Below are 17187 nucleotides of genomic sequence, written 5' to 3'. Positions count from 1 at the left end.
CCCCCACGCGGCTTTTATGTTTTAGTTATCTTGTTGAGGTTTTCGACTTCTGCATACGTTTTTAGATGTCCACGCCATATAAAGGGGCGCCGCTGCGATGTGTGCAGCGGCGCCCCTTTGCGTTGATTCTTATTGGGCGAGCTCGGCCCTAGGCCAATGCTCGTACGTTCGAGGAGATCTTCAGCACCAAAAAATCGGTCGAGGAGCCCAGCTTGAGCAGGTCGCCGTCGTGGATAGGAATCTGCTTGTCCTCGTCACCGGCGGAGCGCAGCGAGCGTGGCTTTTCGATAACGGTGGTCGCGCCGCTGCGTGTCACCAGCACCGTTCCATTGGTGGAGTGAAGGCCGCTTGCGAGCCATGTGCCGTTAGAAAACGCCACGCCCAGGTGCCGGTGGGATACATCGGGACCCACGTTGGTGATGCTGTTTCGGTCGTGTGCGAACGAGCCTAAAACCGTGCCCTCGGGATCGAGGCTCAAGGGATAGATCGGCGGCAAGGCCGAGCCGTCTTTCGCAAGCCTGAGCAGCCCCAGTTTTGCAGGAGGCTCGTTGACCTTGTGGTTGGTATCCTGCGCCTGGACGATCTCGGTGGTCTCGAGCGTGCCAAATGTCTGGGCTAGCTGCGTTATGGCAAAGTCTTTGACCTCGGAGGCGGCGGCATTTGGATCGGCCAGGCATCCGCAGACCGTTAGCGCAAGGAGCTCCAAAAGGCGCCGGTCGCTTTGCTTGAGGCCAGGCGTGAAGGCGATACGGTCAAAGATATTGCGCAGGATGGAACCATCGAGCCCCCAGTGTTCGAGCGACGTTGCCATGCGCTCGAGGGCATGCGCCGTAATGGCTTGCTGGCGAGCGTTGACGGCCGCTGGACTGCTGGCGCTGCCGATTTTTACAGCTGCAGCCAAGTTCTGGACGCTCTGCGAAAAATCGGTAAACATCTCAGGGTCAATCTTGTCGGTACCCGGAACGACGTGCACCACGCGTCGCGACAGAAACGTCTTTTCGGTAATGCGAAACCTTGGAGCCGGTTTGGAGCCCATCGGCTTGTCCGAAATCAAGATACGCGCCGCTTCGCGATTATTGATCTGCAGGTCGCACTTAAGGAAATCAAAGAGCACCTCGGAAGGTGTTTCCGCACGCATGATGCGAGGCTCCTTTCTGGTATCCGGGGAAGGTGTTAGATGCAAAAGCCGGGCAGGGCATAGGTCATTAGGTCCGGTTTGTTTCCGGGCGTTGCCCAGCTAAACACGTCGCCGTCTTTTCCAACGCGGTTAAAGTACGTCGAGTCGGCGCCTTCGCTGCAGTCGGCGCTGGGGGTGCGCTCCCAGTAGCAGATCTTTTGGCCGGCGACGGTGCGGACCATGGCATCATTGGTGGTCAGACCGCTCACACTCTGCTCGCGATAGAGCTGGTACTGCTCGCCTTCTCCGCTGTAGAGGTCAGAAAGGTACTCGCAGCCTTCTGCGAACGTTTCGGGCGCTTGGTAGCCGCACAGCTCGCTCATGGACGGCAGCCACAGCTTGTCATCGGTGGCGGTGATGCTGGAGACGTCTTTAGTGGCGCCGGTGTTGTTGGTAAGCTTTCGCACCGGGCGGATCTGATTACGGAGATCGTCGGGCAGCGTAGCCATGCCCTTGTCCGCCAACCATTCGCGAAGCGACGATTGCTCCCAACCGCCCGTAGCGGCGCTGTCATTTACGGCGCGCATGGCGATGGGGGTGCGGAACATAAAGGTGATGCCCGCGGGGAGGCCGTCATCGGTGAGCGTGTCTGCCTTAAAGCCCACGATCTGGACTTGTGCCTTGGTCCCATCGGAAAGCCTGACGGTCTTGGTGTTCTCGTTTTCGAGCGACTGCTTGCTGTTTACCAGGTGGTAGGTTTCGGCAATCGCGAGCGCCTTTTTGTTGGAAGATGTCTCTTGGATTTTGCGGGAGATTAGGGCGAGTTCTTCCCAGGTGTAATCGTCGAGTGACGGCTTGATGCCGTGCGCCAGGTCGATAAGCCCCCAGCACCCCGTGGCAATGGCGGAAGCTGCGATGCCGGCAACACAGACACCGCCGAGCGTGAGCGCAGTGCGACGCGAGATGATCGGATGGCGCGTCTGAGCCTTGTCGGAGCTGAAAGCCTTTGGTTGCTGGCTAAAGTCGACAGGTGCGGGCAGCGGCGTGCGCGGCTCAAAATCGATGTCTTTAATCCAGACATCGAGCTTGCCGACAATCGTAGACAGCGGCGCGCGCTGGGACTGCTCGTTATGGATGCCACTCATGATGACATCGACAAGCTTTTGGTCGCCGGGTAAGCGCGCCTCGAGCAGCTCGGGCTCGTGCTCGATCTTGTACAGGTAGGGCGACTGGTCCATATGCTCGTTTAGACGATATGGCGTGTGGCCGGCATAGAGCGTGTAGAGCACGCTGCAGAGCTCGTATGTATCGATGCTGGGCGACGTGCGCAGCGGCGCCAGCTCGGGGATGTCGTTGGAGAGCATCTCAGGCGGGGCGAACTCGGGGGTGCCGTTGCGCCAGATGCCGGTGGACATGGTAAACGAGGGGTCCGAGCGCTTGATGCTCGAGCTGCCCAGATCGACCAGGCAAAGGTCAAAACTACAGTGTGCAATCTGCTGGGCAAGGGGTCGGCGCGTCGTTCGAATAATGATGTTGCGCAAGGAGATATCACGGTGCACAAAAGGTGCATCGAGCTTTTGGGTACTCAGGAGGATCTCTCCCAGGCGTTTTCCGATTGCGGCGACGGTGTTTGCGGGAATGCGGCCGCCCTCGGCGGGGTCGGTTAGCTCTGCCGCGGCATCGCGAAGGGGCAGGCCTTCAATCCATTCCATAAGGATGACCGGTGTGTTGCCGGCATAACCGTAGCCATAGGTTTTGGGAAAGCCGCCCAACAGTGAGACGACTGCAAGATTGCGATACTCCTCGGTGAGCGTCTTGATGCCCGAGGGGCTGACAACGGAGCCGTTTTCATCACAGCCGCTGAGGGGCCACAGCGTCTTGAGCGCAAAGGTCTCGCCCTCGGTGTTGGCGACCTTGCGAAGATGGTGGGAGCCGCCGCCGACTGCCCCGCAATCCAACAGGGTGGTAAAGCGGCGAATGGTATCGGAGTCTTCGGTGGTCGCAAACATGGCGTTTGGTTCAAAGGGGGACAACGCGATGATATCCATGTCCGTATCGTACGTCACGGGGCGATCCTTTCGAGAAAAATGCATAGCAATAATGTTAGTGAAAAGGTAGCGCAACCGTTGCCTTAATTGAAAAGGTGCCGTTATTTGCATGGATTGATGCAAATAACGGCACCTTGTGCGTCGAAGATGTGTGGGCGGGCTAGTTTGTGATGCGAATGACCAAAAAACGCGTCGTGGCGCCCAAGCAAAGCGTGTCTCCGTTGTGAATCTCGACGGGAGTGTTGGCAAAGTTGGCGGGGCGCTCGCGTCTGGGCGGTTCGATAGCCTGTCGGCAGCGGTCGACTCCCGAGATCAAAAACGATCCGTTGGTGGAGCCGAGGCCCTGCGCAAGCCAGCGTCCGTCTTGGAGCCAAATGCGCAGGTGCTGACGCGAGACATCGGAATCGACGTCGGTGATGGCGTTCTCGTCGCCCGTCAGCGACCCGATAATGCTGCCCACCGGGTCCGTGGTAAGGGGGCGCAGCGGCGGTCGTGCCGAGTTGCCCACGACGCGCAGCAGCCCCAGGCGAATGTCTCCCGTGGGGCGCGCGGTTGTCGAGAAAAACGAGGTGACGGTCGTCTCGACCGTGCCGAGTGTCGAGAGCATCTGGTCGGACACAAAGGACTCGGTGTATTCGATGGCGCGGGCGGGGTCGCCAAGGCAGCCGGTAACGATAAAAAAGACCAGATGGATGTAGAGGCGACCTTTGATGTCGCTATCGTCAGCGGTTTCGATGCGCTCGACGCCGTTTCTAAAGAGCATGCCGTCGACGCCGCAATTGGTAAGGGCATCCTGCATGTCTGGGACACACGACTCCATGTAGCGTTTAGCGACCTTGCTCAGCGATTGGGGGTCGGAGCCTCGGTTTTGCATGATGAGGTTGAGTATCTGGTGCGCACTTTGTTCAAAGGGCGCAAACAGCGGCTCGGGAAGGTCACCGGGTTTGGCGTGAACGATTTCGCGTGAGATAAACGATGGGACCGTCAAGCGTTCGGAGATGAGGCGTCCACCGTAACGGGCGTTGCCGGCCATGAGAATTTGCGCGGCGTTACCGTTGTTGATGCGACCGAGTGACTTGAGTCCGGCATACAGTGCACAAGATGGAGTGTCGGCCATTTGTTTTACCCCCCCCCTCCTCAAAAAGTGACATTGAATACGTAAGCATGGTCAATTATAGGCGCTTTGTAGCTCGAAATGCTCGCCAGGGGGTGTGGACGATGTAAATCGCTGCCGGAAGGCAGCAAATCAAAAAGCGGAGAGCGGATTAATAAGCTGGGAAAACCCGTTAGCAAGACCGTTGTGGGCAACATTTGGCATGATGTCGCTTTGGCTTTTGGTCACGGGGGCGTGCGGTACCATAAACATCAATGAACTTTGACGAACGACCCGCCGAGCTTGCCTCGGCGGGCTTTTGGCGTTGCAATGCCGGAGGAACAGCATGCTCATTCACCGTATAGCCGCGCAGCTCTACACTGCCGAGGCGCTGCAGACCGTCGAGGCCGGGCTCGATTCTGGCGAGGACGTGACGCTGGCCGTGTCTCAGTCGGGTCGAACGCTTATGGCCGCCGCCCAGTTTGCGCGCTGCCCGCGCCCCACGGTCTACATCGTGAGTGGCGAGGATGCGGCCGATCGCGCCGCGCGTAGCCTTGCCGCCTATGTGGGCCTGGCGCACGTGTGCCGCTTTCCCGAGCGCAAGGACTATCCTTGGCGCGAGCAGGCGCCCGACGACGCCGTGGTGGCCCAGCGCTGCGAGGCGCTCGGGCGTATCGTGCGCGGGGACAACTGCATCATGGTCGCCTCGGCTCGCGCGCTGCTGCGCTGCGTGCCGCCGGTCGAGAGCCACTACTGGGAGTCCACGACCTTTGCGGTGGGCGAGGAGATTCCCTTTGACGAGGTGCCGCAGCGTCTGGTGGGCATGGGCTACACCAATGCCGGCGCCGCCGATGCGCCCGGCTTGTTTCGCGTTCACGGCGACACCGTCGAGGTGTTCCCCGCACAGGAAAAGGCACCCGTGCGCATCGAGTTCTTCGGCGACGAGATTGACCGCATCCGCCGCATGGTGAGCTCCACGGGGCAGACCATCGGCAACGAGGACAGCATCGAAATCTTTCCCTGCCGCGAGCTGGCGCTTACCGACGAGGCGGTCCACAACATGCATGTGGCGCTCTATCGCGCCAGCCAGGACGATAGCAAGCTAGCGGCGCTGCTCGAGATGGTGGATGCGCGCATCGTCACGCCCGAGCTCGACCGCTTTTTGCCGGTGATGTACGGCCAGACCGTAAGCCCGTTGGCGCACGTGAGCGGCAAGGCGCTCGTGGTTCTGTCCGAGCCGCGCTCGCTGTTCGACGACTGCCTGCGCGCCTACGAGGATATCGAGGCGCGTGCCGGCGAGGCAGGGATTGACCGCCTGGATGGTCTGTACGTGCGCGCTCAACAGCTCGATTTTGGTGCCCAGCAGCGCTTGAACTACGTAAGCCTCATCCGTGCCGGCGGTGCGGTGACGGCCGAGCTCAAGATTGAGCAGCCTGCTATCGCAGGCTCGGACAACCGTTTTATGACGCGCGTTCAGGAAGTCGTGGGCAAGCGCTATGCCTGCGTGTTTGCCATTCCCGACCGCGGCGCGCGCGAGTCGATGGAGCTCACCTTTGGCGACGAGGGCATTACCTTTGAGGAATCGCTGACGGCCGCGCCCGAAAACGCCGGCGTCATTGGCGAGCGCGTGCGCGTGGCGGCGGCAGATTCTGCCGATCGTGCTGCCCGTCAGGATGCTCATGCTGCAATTCGCGAGCGTAAGGCTGACGCGCTCAACGCCCGCTCGCTCGAGGCGGGCGCGGCCCAGGCTGCCGCCGGTGCTGCCGTGCCCACTATCTCGCGCGGACGCGTGACCTTTGTCGATGCCGCCCTGCCGCAGGGCGTGGTGGTGCCCGATGCCAACCTGGCCGTGTTCTCGATCGCCGACCTCAACGCCCGTATGGATGCCAACCGCGCGCGCAGCCGCCGCAAGGTGGACATTACGCAGATCACGTTTCCGTTTAAGCCGGGCGACTACGTGGTGCACGCCACTCACGGCATCGCGCTCTTTAGCGAGATCGCGCGCCAGGAAGTGGGCGGCAAGGAGCGCGACTACTTTTTGCTGGAATATGCCGACGGCGACAAGCTCTACGTGCCGCTCGAGCAGGTCGACCGCATCACGCGCTATGTTGGCCCCGACGGCGACAAGCCGCGCCTGACCAGGCTCAACACCGCCGACTGGACGCGGGCTACCAACAAGGCGCGCAAGAATGCCAAAAAGCTGGCGTTTGACCTGGTCGACCTGTATACACGCCGCTCGTCGATTACCGGTATCGCCTGCCCGCCCGACACGCCCGAGCAGATCGAGATGGAGGAGAGCTTTCCCTACGACGAGACGCGCGACCAGCTGGAGGCTATTGCCGACATCAAGGCCGACATGGAAGCGCCCAAGCCCATGGACCGCCTGCTGTGCGGCGACGTGGGCTTTGGCAAGACCGAGGTTGCCCTGCGCGCGGCGTTTAAGTGCGTGGACTCCGGCCGCCAGGTCATGGTGCTCTGCCCCACGACCATTCTGGCCCAGCAGCACTATGAGACGTTCTTTGAGCGCTTTGCCCCGTTTGGCCTCGAGGTCGAAGTGCTCAGCCGCTTCCGCACCCCGGCGCAGCAAAAGCGCGCGCTTAAGGCGTTTGCCGAGGGCACGATCGACGTGCTCATCGGCACGCACCGCTTGCTTTCTGCCGACGTGAACCCCAAGAACCTGGGCATGGTGATCATCGACGAGGAGCAGCGCTTTGGTGTGCAGCACAAGGAGCAGCTCAAGAACCTGCGCGAGCAAATCGACGTGCTCACGCTTTCGGCAACGCCTATTCCGCGAACCATGCAGATGGCCACGAGCGGCGTGCGCGACATGAGCCTGATCACCACACCGCCGACCGGGCGTCGTCCCGTGATCGTGCACGTGGGGGAGTACGACCCCGATGTGGTGAGCGCGGCGATTCGCCTGGAGGTGGGCCGCGGCGGCCAGGTGTACTACGTGTCCAACCGCGTTAAGACCATCGATGACGCCGTGGCGCGCGTGCATGAGGCCGCGCCCGAGGCGCGCGTGGGCGTGGCACACGGCAAGATGAGCCCGCGCGAGGTCGAGGACGTGATGATTGAGTTCGCGACCAAAAAGATCGATGTGCTCATCGCCACGACCATCGTGGAGAGCGGCATCGACAACGCAACGGCCAACACGCTGATCATCGAGGACTCGCAGCGCCTTGGCCTGGCGCAGCTCTACCAGCTCAAGGGCCGTGTGGGCCGCTCTGCCACGCAGGCCTACGCGTACTTTATGTTCCCCGGCGAGCTGCCGCTCACCGAGGAGGCAACGGCGCGCCTGACCGCACTTTCCGAGTTCCAGGACCTGGGCAGCGGCATGCGCATCGCCATGCGCGACCTTGAGATCCGTGGCGCCGGTTCGCTTATGGGAGCCGAGCAGCACGGCAACCTGTCGAGCGTGGGCTTTGATCTGTTTACGCAGATGCTGGGCCAGGCCGTGGCCGAGGCGCGCGGCGATGACGACGCCGGCGTGGAGGCGGCGAGCGTGGGTATTAACCTGCCGGCCGACTACTTCTTGTCCGAGGAGTACCTGCCGGCGGTGGACCAGCGCGTGCTCGTGTACCGTAAGCTCGCAGCGGCCGAGGACCTGGAGAGCATTGACGAGGTGCAGGAAGAGACCGAGGCCGCGCATGGTGAGCTGCCGTTGGCGGGACTCAACCTGTTCAATCGCGCGCGCATCCGCATTCGCGGCGAGCGCCTGGGGCTCGAGAGCGTCACGCTCAGCGGCGGTCGCATCACGTTTTTGGGCGTCGACGTGCCCAAGAAGGTGGCCTTTGAGCTTAAGACCCGCTATGGCGCGGTGAACTTCCCCAAGAGCCGCAAGTTGTCGGTGCCCTACAAGGCGGGCGCCGGCGCGGGCAGCGGCCTGGGTCGCGGTCTCGACGCCAACGACGGCACCGGCCCCGTGGCCGCGGCACTCATGCTGCTGCAGCAGTTGGGTGCGAGCGATGACGACTAACGGGTCGACGCTGCAAACGCCCCATTTGGGCAATCTGACCCTCACTCGTCGGTCGCGTACGCAAGTACGCTTCCCTCCTCCTTCGGGCCACCTTGCCACAAATGGAACGTTTTCGCTTACTTATGCTCAACCTGTAAGGGTATTTACGGGACAAAGCCATCTTCGTCTCACCCACATTGCAGGTTGACCGCCCTTCGCCCGACCGAAAGGAAAGCATGTTCGGATACATCTATAAGAAAGATGTCGCCATTATCGCGGTTGTCCTGTGTCTTTGTCTGGGCGTGGGCAGTTTCTTCGATTATCAGATCTCGAGCGCGCTGTTCAACATCGGCAGCATGTACGGCCGCTTTATCGAGGCCGCTGGCGAGTTGCCGTTTGAGCTGACGGCGAGCATCGCGGGCGTTATGCTCGTGCGCGCGGTGCGTCCCGACTCCAGGGGCAGCAAATGGCTTGCCGCGCTCGGCATCCTCGTCAACGTTGGCCTGACCGGCTACGAGATCGTTTCGTCCCTGAGGGTTGGCGGTAAACTCATTGCGGCTCAGTTGGTGCTGACGTTTGTGCTGGTCATCGCTGCCAACCTTATCGTCTATCGCCTCACGCGCACGACCGAGCCCGACGAACTCACGCGCTGGGCGTTGATGGTGCTTGCCGTGTGGATCGCTCAGGCCATCATCCTCAACGTGATCGTCAAGCCACTGTGGTCGCGCCCGCGCATGCGCGTGATCGAGGTCACGCCGGGGCTCAATTTTCAGCCGTGGTGGGTGATCGGCAATCCCGACAAGTGGACCTATATCGCCGCCGGCGTGATCAAGGACGGGTTCAAGTCGTTTGCGAGCGGACACACGGCGCATGCGGCGATCGGCCTTATGCTCGCCGGGCTTCCCGCGGCAGCCTTTAAGGAAAAACCGTCGCGTCGCCGCGTGATTTTTTGGGCGGCGGCTGTGATCGCGGCGCTCGTCGCCTTTGGGCGCATCGTGATCGGGGCGCACTTTTTGAGTGACGTAAGCTGCGGCTTTGCCCTGGTGCTGGCGCTTGAGTGCCTTGCCGCGCGCATTGCCTATCCCAACGGCGTACAATAGCTCCGTTTGAATCATCTGGCCGATACCCGGTAAGAGAGGATTGCCATGCTCGCGTTTAACAACGATTATTCCCACGGCGCACATCCGGCAGTGCTGCAGGCGCTCGTCGACACCAATATGGAGCCGCAGCCCGGCTACGGTACCGATGCGCACACCGAGCGTGCCAAGCAGCTTATCCGTGAGGCCTGTCAGGCCCCCGATGCCGACGTGTTTTTTCTGGTGGGCGGCACGCAGGCCAACGCGACGGTGATCGACATGCTGCTTGCGCCCTACGAGGGCGTCGTTGCTGCCGAGACTGGCCACGTCGCCTGCCACGAGGCAGGCGCCATCGAGTTTGGCGGCCACAAGGTGCTCACCATCCCCGGCTACGAGGGCAAGATGCACGCCGAGGATCTGGAGGACTATATCCAGGTGTTCTACGAAAACGAGAGCTACGAGCATACGGTGTTCCCGGGCGCCGTGTACGTGAGCCTATCGACCGAGTACGGCACGCTGTACTCCAAGGCCGAGCTCGCGGCGATTCACGCGGTGTGCCAGAAGCGCGAGATTTCGCTGTTTGTGGACGGTGCTCGCCTGGCCTATGCGCTGGCGGCCGATGAGTGCGACATTACCCTGCCCGAGCTGGCGCAGCTGTGCGACGTGTTCTACATCGGCGGCACCAAGTGCGGCGCGCTCTGCGGCGAGGCTGTGGTGTTCTGCGGCATGCATGCCCCGGCGCATCCCATTCCGCGTATTAAGCAGCATGGCGCGCTGCTTGCCAAGGGCCGCCTGACGGGTGTGCAGTTCGAGGCTCTTTTTACCGATGGCCTGTATTTTGAGATTGGTCGCCAGGCGATTGAGACCGCTCAGGCGCTGCGTCGCGTGCTGCACGAGCGCGGCTACCAGTTCTTCTTGGAGACGCCGACCAACCAGCAGTTCGTGATTCTGCCCAACGAGGACATGGCCCGCATTCGCGAGCATGCGGCGATCGAGTACTGGGAAAAGTACGACGATACCCACACGGTGGTGCGTTTTTGCACTAGCTGGGCCACGACGCAGGAGGACATCGACGCGCTGGCGGCTGTCCTGTAGCCTGATGTAATGACAAGGGGCCGCCCTGCGCCTGAGCTTGGCGCAGGGCGGCCTTTGCTTTTGGGGGAGAAGGGTTGTATGACCGAGATGTCCGAGCCGACGATTCGCCTGGCGACGCCCGATGACGCGTCGGCGTTGCTTGCCATCTATGAGCCGTATGTGCGCCAGACGGCGATTACCTGCGAATATGAGGTGCCGAGCGTTGAGGAGTTCGCCGGGCGCATCGAGCGTACGCTCAGGCGCTATCCGTATTTGGTGATGGAGTTGGACGGGCGTCCGGTGGGCTATGCCTATGCGAGCCCGCTTAACAGCCGCGAGGCATACGACTGGTCGGTCGAGACGTCGATCTACCTGGCGCGTGATGTGCGCCACGGCGGGCTGGGCCGCAAACTACATGACGCGCTCAAGCAGTGCCTGATCGCGATGGGCATCACCAACATGTGTGCCCTCATCGCCGTGCCGCACGACAAGGACGACGAGTACCTGACGCACAACAGCCAGGACTTCCATGCCCATATGGGGTATCGCCTGGTGGGTGCCTTTGACCGCTGCGCCCAAAAGTTCGGCCGCTGGTACGACATGTGCTGGATGGAGTTGGTCCTAGCCGAGCGCGTCCCCAACCAACCCAAACCAACCTGGTTCCCCGACCTCCCCAAACCTACCATTTAGGGACAGGTTTATTTTGGCAGGTTAGCCGATTGGCTCGGTGTATTTGGCGCGGTCGGTGCGTTGGATGCGCTTAGAGACATGGAGCGGTCGGCCGTCGGTGTCGTAGACGTAGTCGGTGATCAGGATCAGCGCCTGCCCGCGCTCGACGTTGAGCAAAAACGCCTCGTTTTGCGAGGCATAGCACACCTCAAAGGTCTTATGTCCCTGTGCTGGCGCGCGATGGAATTCTTGGCGCAGCGTCGCGTAGAGCGAACCGTTGATATCGCGATCGATGAGCGTCTCGAAGCTTGGCGGCAGGTAGGTGGTCTCCAGGCACAGCGGCACGTCGTCCAGGTAGCGCAGGCGGACAAGTTTGACGAGCTTGCTGCCCACGGCGGCGTCAAAGAACTTAGCTATGCTGCCGGCCGCCTTGGCAAAGCCCGAGTCCACGGTGCGCGTGGTGGGCTTCATGCCCTGACCTTCGACCTGCTTGGTATAGCTCGAAAACACTAGGTTGTTCTCGTGGAGCGCGGGCGTGTCGGCCACAAAGGCGCCACGCCCGCGCTCGGTGCGCACCAGGCCCTCATCAACGAGAACCTTAAGGGCGTGGCGCACGGTGCTGCGCGACAGCCCCGATTCGTCCATGAGCTCCATCTCGGACGGCAGCTTGTCTCCGCGTGCGTAGATGCCGGCGGCGATGCGGTCGCGAAGCGTACCCGCCAAGCGCTCGTATTGGCTCAGTTTCTTTTTAGATGAAGCGTTCATGCGATCAGCCTATATCTAACTTGTATGCTTATCTAAGCAAGCATGTATTCAACACAACAATAAAACCGCTGGTATCGAGCTACCGAAAACCTTACCAGCAAAATTTCTAAGACAAATATAGCATACAACTAGTCGACATAACCAAAACATGTATGTAACTTGTATGCCATCGAGAGCATCAAACGAGAAGAAAGGCTGATGCACGATGACTACTCAGGAACAGGTTAAGGACGTCGTCTCCCAGGTTTTGGCTGACAAGGCAGACAAGGGCGGCATCAAGCGCGTCGTGTGGATTGGCGCCGGCGGATCCAACGGCGGCAACTATCCTGCCCAGTACTTTATGGAGCACGAGGCCACGCAGGTCGTGAGCTCCAGCTACACCAGCAACGAGTTCGTGCACGCCATGCCCGCCTATGTCAACGAGAACACCCTAGCCGTCGTCGTGTCCATGCGCGGCACCAAGGAGACCATCGTCGCCGCCCAGGTCGCCAAGGACCACGGCGCCAGCACCATCGCCATCTATGTTGACGAGTCCGGCCTCACCGAGGTCTGCGACTACAAGATCCAGTACGACAGCCTGGCCGTCGACGAGTCCTGCATGGGTCGCACCAACTCTGCCGTCGTGACCATGATCGCCATGGAGCTTACGCAGCAGACCGAGGGCTATGCCGAGTACGAGACCGCTATGGCCGCCTTCGACTTGGTCGACCCCATCTATCGCAAGGCCGTCGAGTATACCCGTCCGCTCGCTGCCAAGTGGGCCGAGCAGAACGCCGACAAGCCCTGCATCAACGTCATGGCCCAGGGCCCGCTCTTTGGTGCCGCCTACGTCTTTAGCATCTGCAACGTGCAGGAGATGCTGCAGATCGACTCCTGCACCATCAACACCTGCGACTTCTTCCACGGCCCCTTCGAGATCCTGGACAAGCGCACCTCGCTGTTCCAGCTCATCAGCGTCGGCCGCAGCCGCTGCAACGACGAGCGCGGCATCCGCTTCGTCAACCAGTACGGTGGCGAGCGCGTCTATCAGCTCGACGCCAAGGAGCTCGGCCTCAACGACATCAAGGACAGCGTGAGCGAGTACTTCAACCACCTGATCTTTGCCCCGATCCTCAACAACGTGTATATGCGCGCGCTCTCCGCCGTCACCCACAAGGACTACATGACGCGCCGCTACATGTGGAAGCTCGACTACTAGGGGATAGAGCGGCCTAACAGCTCGATGTCCTCATAAGTTGCGGTGGAATAGTTCCTGTTTGGGGGCTTGAAGCCTCTATTTGGGAACTAGTCCACCGCAACCGCCAAGTAATCCGCTGAGGACGGAGGAAAACGGATCACTTTCCCGCTCGCCGATTTGTGTCTTGAAAAATGTATATAACGACTATAACGTAGTGTGAAACATATTGGAAACAATACCGAGGAGGCTGCGTTGAAGAAAAGCAATCTGGGCTATGTGCTGGTGCTGATCGCCGCGCTTATGTGGGGCAGCATCGGAATCTTTGTAAACGGCATCTCGGCCATGGGTGTTTCGTCTCAGAGCATGGCGGCCTTTCGCCTGTTGTCGGGTGCCGTCTTAATGGCTCCGGTCTTGGCGTTCATGGGTTGCCAGGGAGGCGATCGTGAGGGAAAAGCATCGGGTCCCCTGGCACTGTTCAAGGCAAGTCCTAAAGAGCTTGTTCCCTGTGCGCTTCTTGGCATTATCGGCCTCGCCACCGCTAACACGCTTTATTACGAGTGCATGGGCGAGGTGGGCATGTCCACGGCCTCGGTGCTGCTCTACACCTCGCCGGTGTTTGGCGTCATGCTCGGCCGCGTGCTTTATCGCGAGGATGTGACTCCCAACAAGCTCGTTGCCATCGCTTTTAATATCGGTGGCTGTGTACTTGCAGTGACCAATGGCGACCTTTCCGGTTTCCATTTTTCGGTTTGGGGCGTCACGTCGGGCGTGATCGCGGGCTTTTGTGGCGCGTCACTCGCGGTGTTTAGCCGGATAGCAACCAAGACGGTCCACCCGCTGGCTGTCACGTTTTGGGGCCTTGTTTTTGGCGGTGCGGTTATGGCGGCTATCGCGGCTCCGTGGCCAGATGTCGCCGCGGCAATGTCGCCACAGCTGCTGCTGCTGTTCTTTGGTTTTGGACTCATCCCCACAGCTGTGGCCTATGTCTTATATATGCAGGGTCTGTCCATGGGGCTCGAGACGTCGAAAGTTCCCGTCGTAATGTCATTCGAGACGGTCGTCACCGTACTGCTGGGCATTGGTGTCTACGCCGAGCCCGCCGGCGCGATCAAGGTCCTGGGCATCGTGCTGGTGCTCGCGTCCATCCTGATTATGAACACCGACTTCTCCAAGCTGCGCAACAGTGTGTTTGTCGGTCATGTCATTGAGAGCATGACCTTTAAGCCCAATGCGTGGTGGACCGAAAAATCTCAGGACATGGATCTGTTTAAGGAACGCACCGGCATTGCGCTGGAACCCACCGTACAGGAAAGCCCCTGGTACTTCGTGCGATAGGGGATTGCGCGCAGGGTCTGACCTGGGGTTATCCAGCTAGCGCCGGCCTATCCAGCCCCAACGTTTCAAATACGTTAAACCCGTCAACGGTCGATTTTCACCCGCGAACGGTCTTTATACTAATTAGCAATATAAGCAACATATAAGACGTTATAATGACCATAACGAAAAGGAGGAGGCAAGATGAATCAGATCATTCTCGCATCTCATGGCGGCCTGGCCGCAGGCGCCAAAGACACGCTCGAGATGGTTCTCGGCGACGTGTCGAACGTCCACGTCGTGTCGCTTGCTCGTGACGACAAGGAGCCCATCACCAATAAGGTGGACGCCATGATCGCCACGTTCAACGCGGACGACACCGTCTATGTGCTGACCGATATGCTCGGCAGCTCGGTCAACAACAACATGGTCGAGCTTTCCAAGAACGGCACGAAGTTCACGGTTGTCAGCGGTTTCAATATTCCGCTGGCGCTGACGCTCGCTATGAGCCCCGTCCCCATCAAGGGCGCCGAGCTCGCGGCCCTCATCAACGAGGCCCGCACCGGTCTGACCAACCCCAACGCACCGGTCGAGGCTGCCGCGGCTCCCGCCAAGAAGGCTAAGGCGTCCCGCCACAGCTCCGGTCCCGCCAAGATCGTCCTCGCACGTCTTGACTACCGTCTGCTGCACGGCCAGGTCGTCTTTACCTGGACCACCAAGGTTCAGGCCGAGCGCATCATCGTCGTCGACAACGCTGCCGCCAACGATGACATCAAGAAGGGCGCTCTTAAGCTGGCCAAGCCCCAGGGCGTGCGTCTGAACGTCTTCACCGTCGAGCGTGCCCTCGCCAAGATGGACAAGCTCAACACCCTCGGCGAGCGCGTCATGTTCGTCTTTGGCAACACCGCCGAGATGCTGCAGTTCTGCCAGGGCTACAAGCTCGACGCCATCAACCTGGGCGCCACCGCCAACCACGACGGTGCCGATCAGGTCGGAGGCAAGGACAGCTCCGTCTTCCTCGACGCCACCCAGAAGGCCGACGTCAACCAGCTGCTCGACATGGGAATCAAGCTCTATGTTCAGCAGACCCCTACGTATCAGAGCGTCGACATCGACGCCAAGCTGTAATCAACCAGGCTTTTGCCTGACTGAAAGGAGAAGGGTATGAATACGTTCATCAGTGCGGTGCTCGTCGGCCTCGTCGGCGTGTTCTGCATGTGGGACTCCCGCCTGCTCGGTCGTCTTAACTTCGAGCAGCCCCTCGTTGGCGCTACGCTCGTTGGTTTGCTGCTGGGCGATGTGCCCACCGGCCTTGCCGTCGGTGCCGCCGTCGAGCTCGTGTCCATGGGCCTGGTGCAGGTCGGCGCCGCCGTTCCGCCCGATATGGTCCTGGGCGGCATCGTGGCCGCTGCCTTTGCGTGCCTGACCGATGCTTCCGCCGAGACCGCCATGACGATCGCCATCCCGGTCGCCGTCTTGGGTCAGCTCCTCGGCATCGTGTTCCGCTCCATCATCGCCGCCCTCACCCATGTGGCAGATAGCGCGATCGATAACGGAAAGTTCAAGACCGCCTACCGTATGCACATCTGCGCCGGCTCCGGTCTGTACGCCGTCATGTACTTCCTGCCGATCTTCCTCGCCGTCTTTGTTGGCACCGACCTGGTTCAGGCCATCGTCAACATGGTTCCCGAGTGGCTGTCCACTGGTCTTAACGTTTCGACCAAGATCATGACCGCCTACGGCTTGGCCCTGCTGCTCACCATGATGATCAAGAAGGGTATGACTCCGTTCCTGTTCATCGGTTTCCTGCTCGCCGCTTACCTCAACCTGTCCGTCATCGCGGTCGCTCTGATCGGTGTGTGCCTGGCTGTCGTCTTCATGGGCTTCAAGTTCAACGGTTCCCATGCAGCCGCCGGTGTCGATTCCGACTACGATCCGCTCGAAGACGACGAAGACTAAGGAGGAACACACTATGGCAACCGCAACCAAGGACGTGTCCCTGAACAAGAAGGTCAGCCAGTTCTTCTGGCGCTCCTGGGCCATCCAGGCCTCTTGGAACTACGAGCGTCAGATGAACATGGGCTTCCTCTACGGCATGGTTCCCACGCTCGATCGCCTCTATCCGGATGAGTCCGACCCCAAGCAGCTCGCTGCTAAGAAAGAGGCTTACCACCGTCACATGGCGTTCTACAACTGCACCCCGCAGACGAGCGCCTTTATCCTAGGCCTCTCCGCCTCCATGGAGGAGGAGTACGCCAAGGATCCCGAGAACTTCGATCCCGATTCGATCAACGCGGTCAAGACCTCCCTCATGGGTCCGCTTTCCGGCATCGGTGACTCCTTCTTCCAGGGCACCATCCGCGTTATCGCCTTTGGCCTGGGCGTTCAGCTGGCTCAGCAGGGCTCCATCATGGGCCCGATCCTGGCCATGCTCATCTCCATCGTCCCCTCTGTGCTGATCACCTGGTTCGCAGCCAAGATGGGCTATCAGGGCGGCCACGAGTACCTGAGTAAGCTTCAGGGCGGCGACCTCATGGAGAAGCTCATGTATGTCTGCGGCATCGTGGGTCTTATGTCCGTGGGCGGCATGATCGCTACGCTGATCGGCGCCACCACCCCGCTGCAGTTCGCTGACGGCACCGTCGTTATCCAGGACATCCTGGACGGCATGATGCCCCAGATGATCTCCCTCGGCCTCACCGGCCTTATGTACTGGCTCATCAAGAAGAACGTCAACACCGGTTGGCTTCTCGTGATCGCCATTGTGGGCGGCATCGCCCTCTCCGCGGTCGGCATCCTGGCCTAGTCGCGACTAAGCGCCTAACCGCTTTCCCCCGGGGGCCTGCCTGGCATCCCATACCCCAGGCAGGCTTCCATCCCCAAAATGCGACAATGG

At 60.6% G+C, this 17187-nt stretch carries 13 protein-coding genes; 9 read left to right on the top strand and 4 right to left on the bottom strand.

Annotation, left to right across the window (positions count from 1 at the left end; translation table 11 throughout):
- Positions 1–148 precede the first annotated feature (148 nt).
- From PMX21_RS05450 to PMX21_RS05440, 3 genes are all read right to left on the bottom strand, one after another.
- Positions 149–1138 carry an FHA domain-containing protein gene (locus tag PMX21_RS05450; protein WP_271758551.1) on the bottom strand — a complete coding sequence of 330 codons (990 nt, stop codon included), beginning with the start codon at positions 1136–1138 and terminating at the stop codon, positions 149–151.
- Positions 1139–1173: 35 nt separating this feature from the next.
- Positions 1174–3183: a DUF6273 domain-containing protein gene (locus tag PMX21_RS05445; RefSeq protein WP_271758549.1), complete on the bottom strand. Its 2010-nt coding sequence runs from the start codon at positions 3181–3183 to the stop codon at positions 1174–1176.
- A 142-nt stretch (positions 3184–3325) separates the two neighbouring features.
- Positions 3326–4282, bottom strand: a complete 957-nt coding sequence (locus PMX21_RS05440) for an FHA domain-containing protein (protein WP_271758547.1) — start codon at positions 4280–4282, stop codon at positions 3326–3328.
- 322 nt (positions 4283–4604) lie between these two features.
- On the opposite strand from PMX21_RS05440, the gene mfd reads away from it, so the two are divergent.
- The 4 genes from mfd to PMX21_RS05420 all read left to right on the top strand — a co-directional run bounded on the left by mfd (position 4605) and on the right by PMX21_RS05420 (position 11056).
- Complete coding sequence (gene mfd / locus PMX21_RS05435) at positions 4605–8237, top strand: transcription-repair coupling factor (RefSeq protein WP_271758544.1); 3633 nt, start codon at positions 4605–4607, stop codon at positions 8235–8237.
- A 215-nt stretch (positions 8238–8452) separates the two neighbouring features.
- Positions 8453–9316 carry a phosphatase PAP2 family protein gene (locus PMX21_RS05430; RefSeq protein ID WP_217750338.1) on the top strand — a complete coding sequence of 288 codons (864 nt, stop codon included), beginning with the start codon at positions 8453–8455 and terminating at the stop codon, positions 9314–9316.
- 45 nt (positions 9317–9361) lie between these two features.
- A complete protein-coding gene (locus tag PMX21_RS05425) occupies positions 9362–10387 on the top strand; it encodes a threonine aldolase family protein (protein ID WP_271758541.1) in 1026 nt (341 codons plus the stop codon).
- A 78-nt stretch (positions 10388–10465) separates the two neighbouring features.
- A complete protein-coding gene (locus PMX21_RS05420) occupies positions 10466–11056 on the top strand; it encodes a GNAT family N-acetyltransferase (protein WP_195247001.1) in 591 nt (196 codons plus the stop codon).
- Between the two features lie 21 nt (positions 11057–11077).
- On the opposite strand, the gene PMX21_RS05415 is transcribed toward PMX21_RS05420, so the two are convergent.
- A complete protein-coding gene (locus PMX21_RS05415; RefSeq protein WP_195247000.1) occupies positions 11078–11800 on the bottom strand; it encodes a GntR family transcriptional regulator in 723 nt (240 codons plus the stop codon).
- Positions 11801–12005: 205 nt separating this feature from the next.
- On the opposite strand from PMX21_RS05415, the gene PMX21_RS05410 reads away from it, so the two are divergent.
- The 5 genes from PMX21_RS05410 (at position 12006) to PMX21_RS05390 (ending at position 17097) form a co-directional block, all read left to right on the top strand.
- A complete protein-coding gene (locus PMX21_RS05410; RefSeq protein WP_271758538.1) occupies positions 12006–12998 on the top strand; it encodes an SIS domain-containing protein in 993 nt (330 codons plus the stop codon).
- A gap of 231 nt (positions 12999–13229) precedes the next feature.
- Positions 13230–14312, top strand: coding sequence for a DMT family transporter (locus tag PMX21_RS05405; protein WP_271758537.1), 1083 nt, complete (start codon positions 13230–13232; stop codon positions 14310–14312).
- 183 nt (positions 14313–14495) lie between these two features.
- A complete protein-coding gene (locus tag PMX21_RS05400; protein ID WP_271758535.1) occupies positions 14496–15419 on the top strand; it encodes a PTS sugar transporter subunit IIAB in 924 nt (307 codons plus the stop codon).
- A gap of 36 nt (positions 15420–15455) precedes the next feature.
- Entirely contained in the window at positions 15456–16250 is a 795-nt protein-coding gene (locus PMX21_RS05395; RefSeq protein ID WP_006235136.1) for a PTS mannose/fructose/sorbose/N-acetylgalactosamine transporter subunit IIC, read from the top strand.
- A 13-nt stretch (positions 16251–16263) separates the two neighbouring features.
- Complete coding sequence (locus tag PMX21_RS05390; protein ID WP_271758533.1) at positions 16264–17097, top strand: PTS system mannose/fructose/sorbose family transporter subunit IID; 834 nt, start codon at positions 16264–16266, stop codon at positions 17095–17097.
- The last annotated feature ends 90 nt before the right edge of the window (positions 17098–17187 follow it).

The sequence above is a fragment of the Collinsella aerofaciens genome (genome assembly GCF_028209885.1).
Taxonomy (GTDB): domain Bacteria; phylum Actinomycetota; class Coriobacteriia; order Coriobacteriales; family Coriobacteriaceae; genus Collinsella; species Collinsella aerofaciens_BA.
The sequence above is the reverse complement of the archived record's forward strand: the minus strand, read 5'-3'. Positions and strand labels throughout refer to the sequence as shown.

Excerpts from the sequence above, each read along its gene's own strand:
- PMX21_RS05395 (WP_006235136.1), top strand. The coding sequence starts at position 15,456 with ATGAATACGTTCATCAGTGCGGTGCTCGTCGGCCTCGTCGGCGTGTTC.
- PMX21_RS05410 (WP_271758538.1), top strand. The coding sequence starts at position 12,006 with ATGACTACTCAGGAACAGGTTAAGGACGTCGTCTCCCAGGTTTTGGCT.
- PMX21_RS05415 (WP_195247000.1), bottom strand. The coding sequence starts at position 11,800 with ATGAACGCTTCATCTAAAAAGAAACTGAGCCAATACGAGCGCTTGGCG.
- PMX21_RS05450 (WP_271758551.1), bottom strand. The coding sequence starts at position 1,138 with ATGCGTGCGGAAACACCTTCCGAGGTGCTCTTTGATTTCCTTAAGTGC.
- PMX21_RS05420 (WP_195247001.1), top strand. The coding sequence starts at position 10,466 with ATGACCGAGATGTCCGAGCCGACGATTCGCCTGGCGACGCCCGATGAC.
- PMX21_RS05430 (WP_217750338.1), top strand. The coding sequence starts at position 8,453 with ATGTTCGGATACATCTATAAGAAAGATGTCGCCATTATCGCGGTTGTC.
- PMX21_RS05390 (WP_271758533.1), top strand. The coding sequence starts at position 16,264 with ATGGCAACCGCAACCAAGGACGTGTCCCTGAACAAGAAGGTCAGCCAG.
- PMX21_RS05425 (WP_271758541.1), top strand. The coding sequence starts at position 9,362 with ATGCTCGCGTTTAACAACGATTATTCCCACGGCGCACATCCGGCAGTG.
- PMX21_RS05400 (WP_271758535.1), top strand. The coding sequence starts at position 14,496 with ATGAATCAGATCATTCTCGCATCTCATGGCGGCCTGGCCGCAGGCGCC.
- PMX21_RS05440 (WP_271758547.1), bottom strand. The coding sequence starts at position 4,282 with ATGGCCGACACTCCATCTTGTGCACTGTATGCCGGACTCAAGTCACTC.
- mfd (WP_271758544.1), top strand. The coding sequence starts at position 4,605 with ATGCTCATTCACCGTATAGCCGCGCAGCTCTACACTGCCGAGGCGCTG.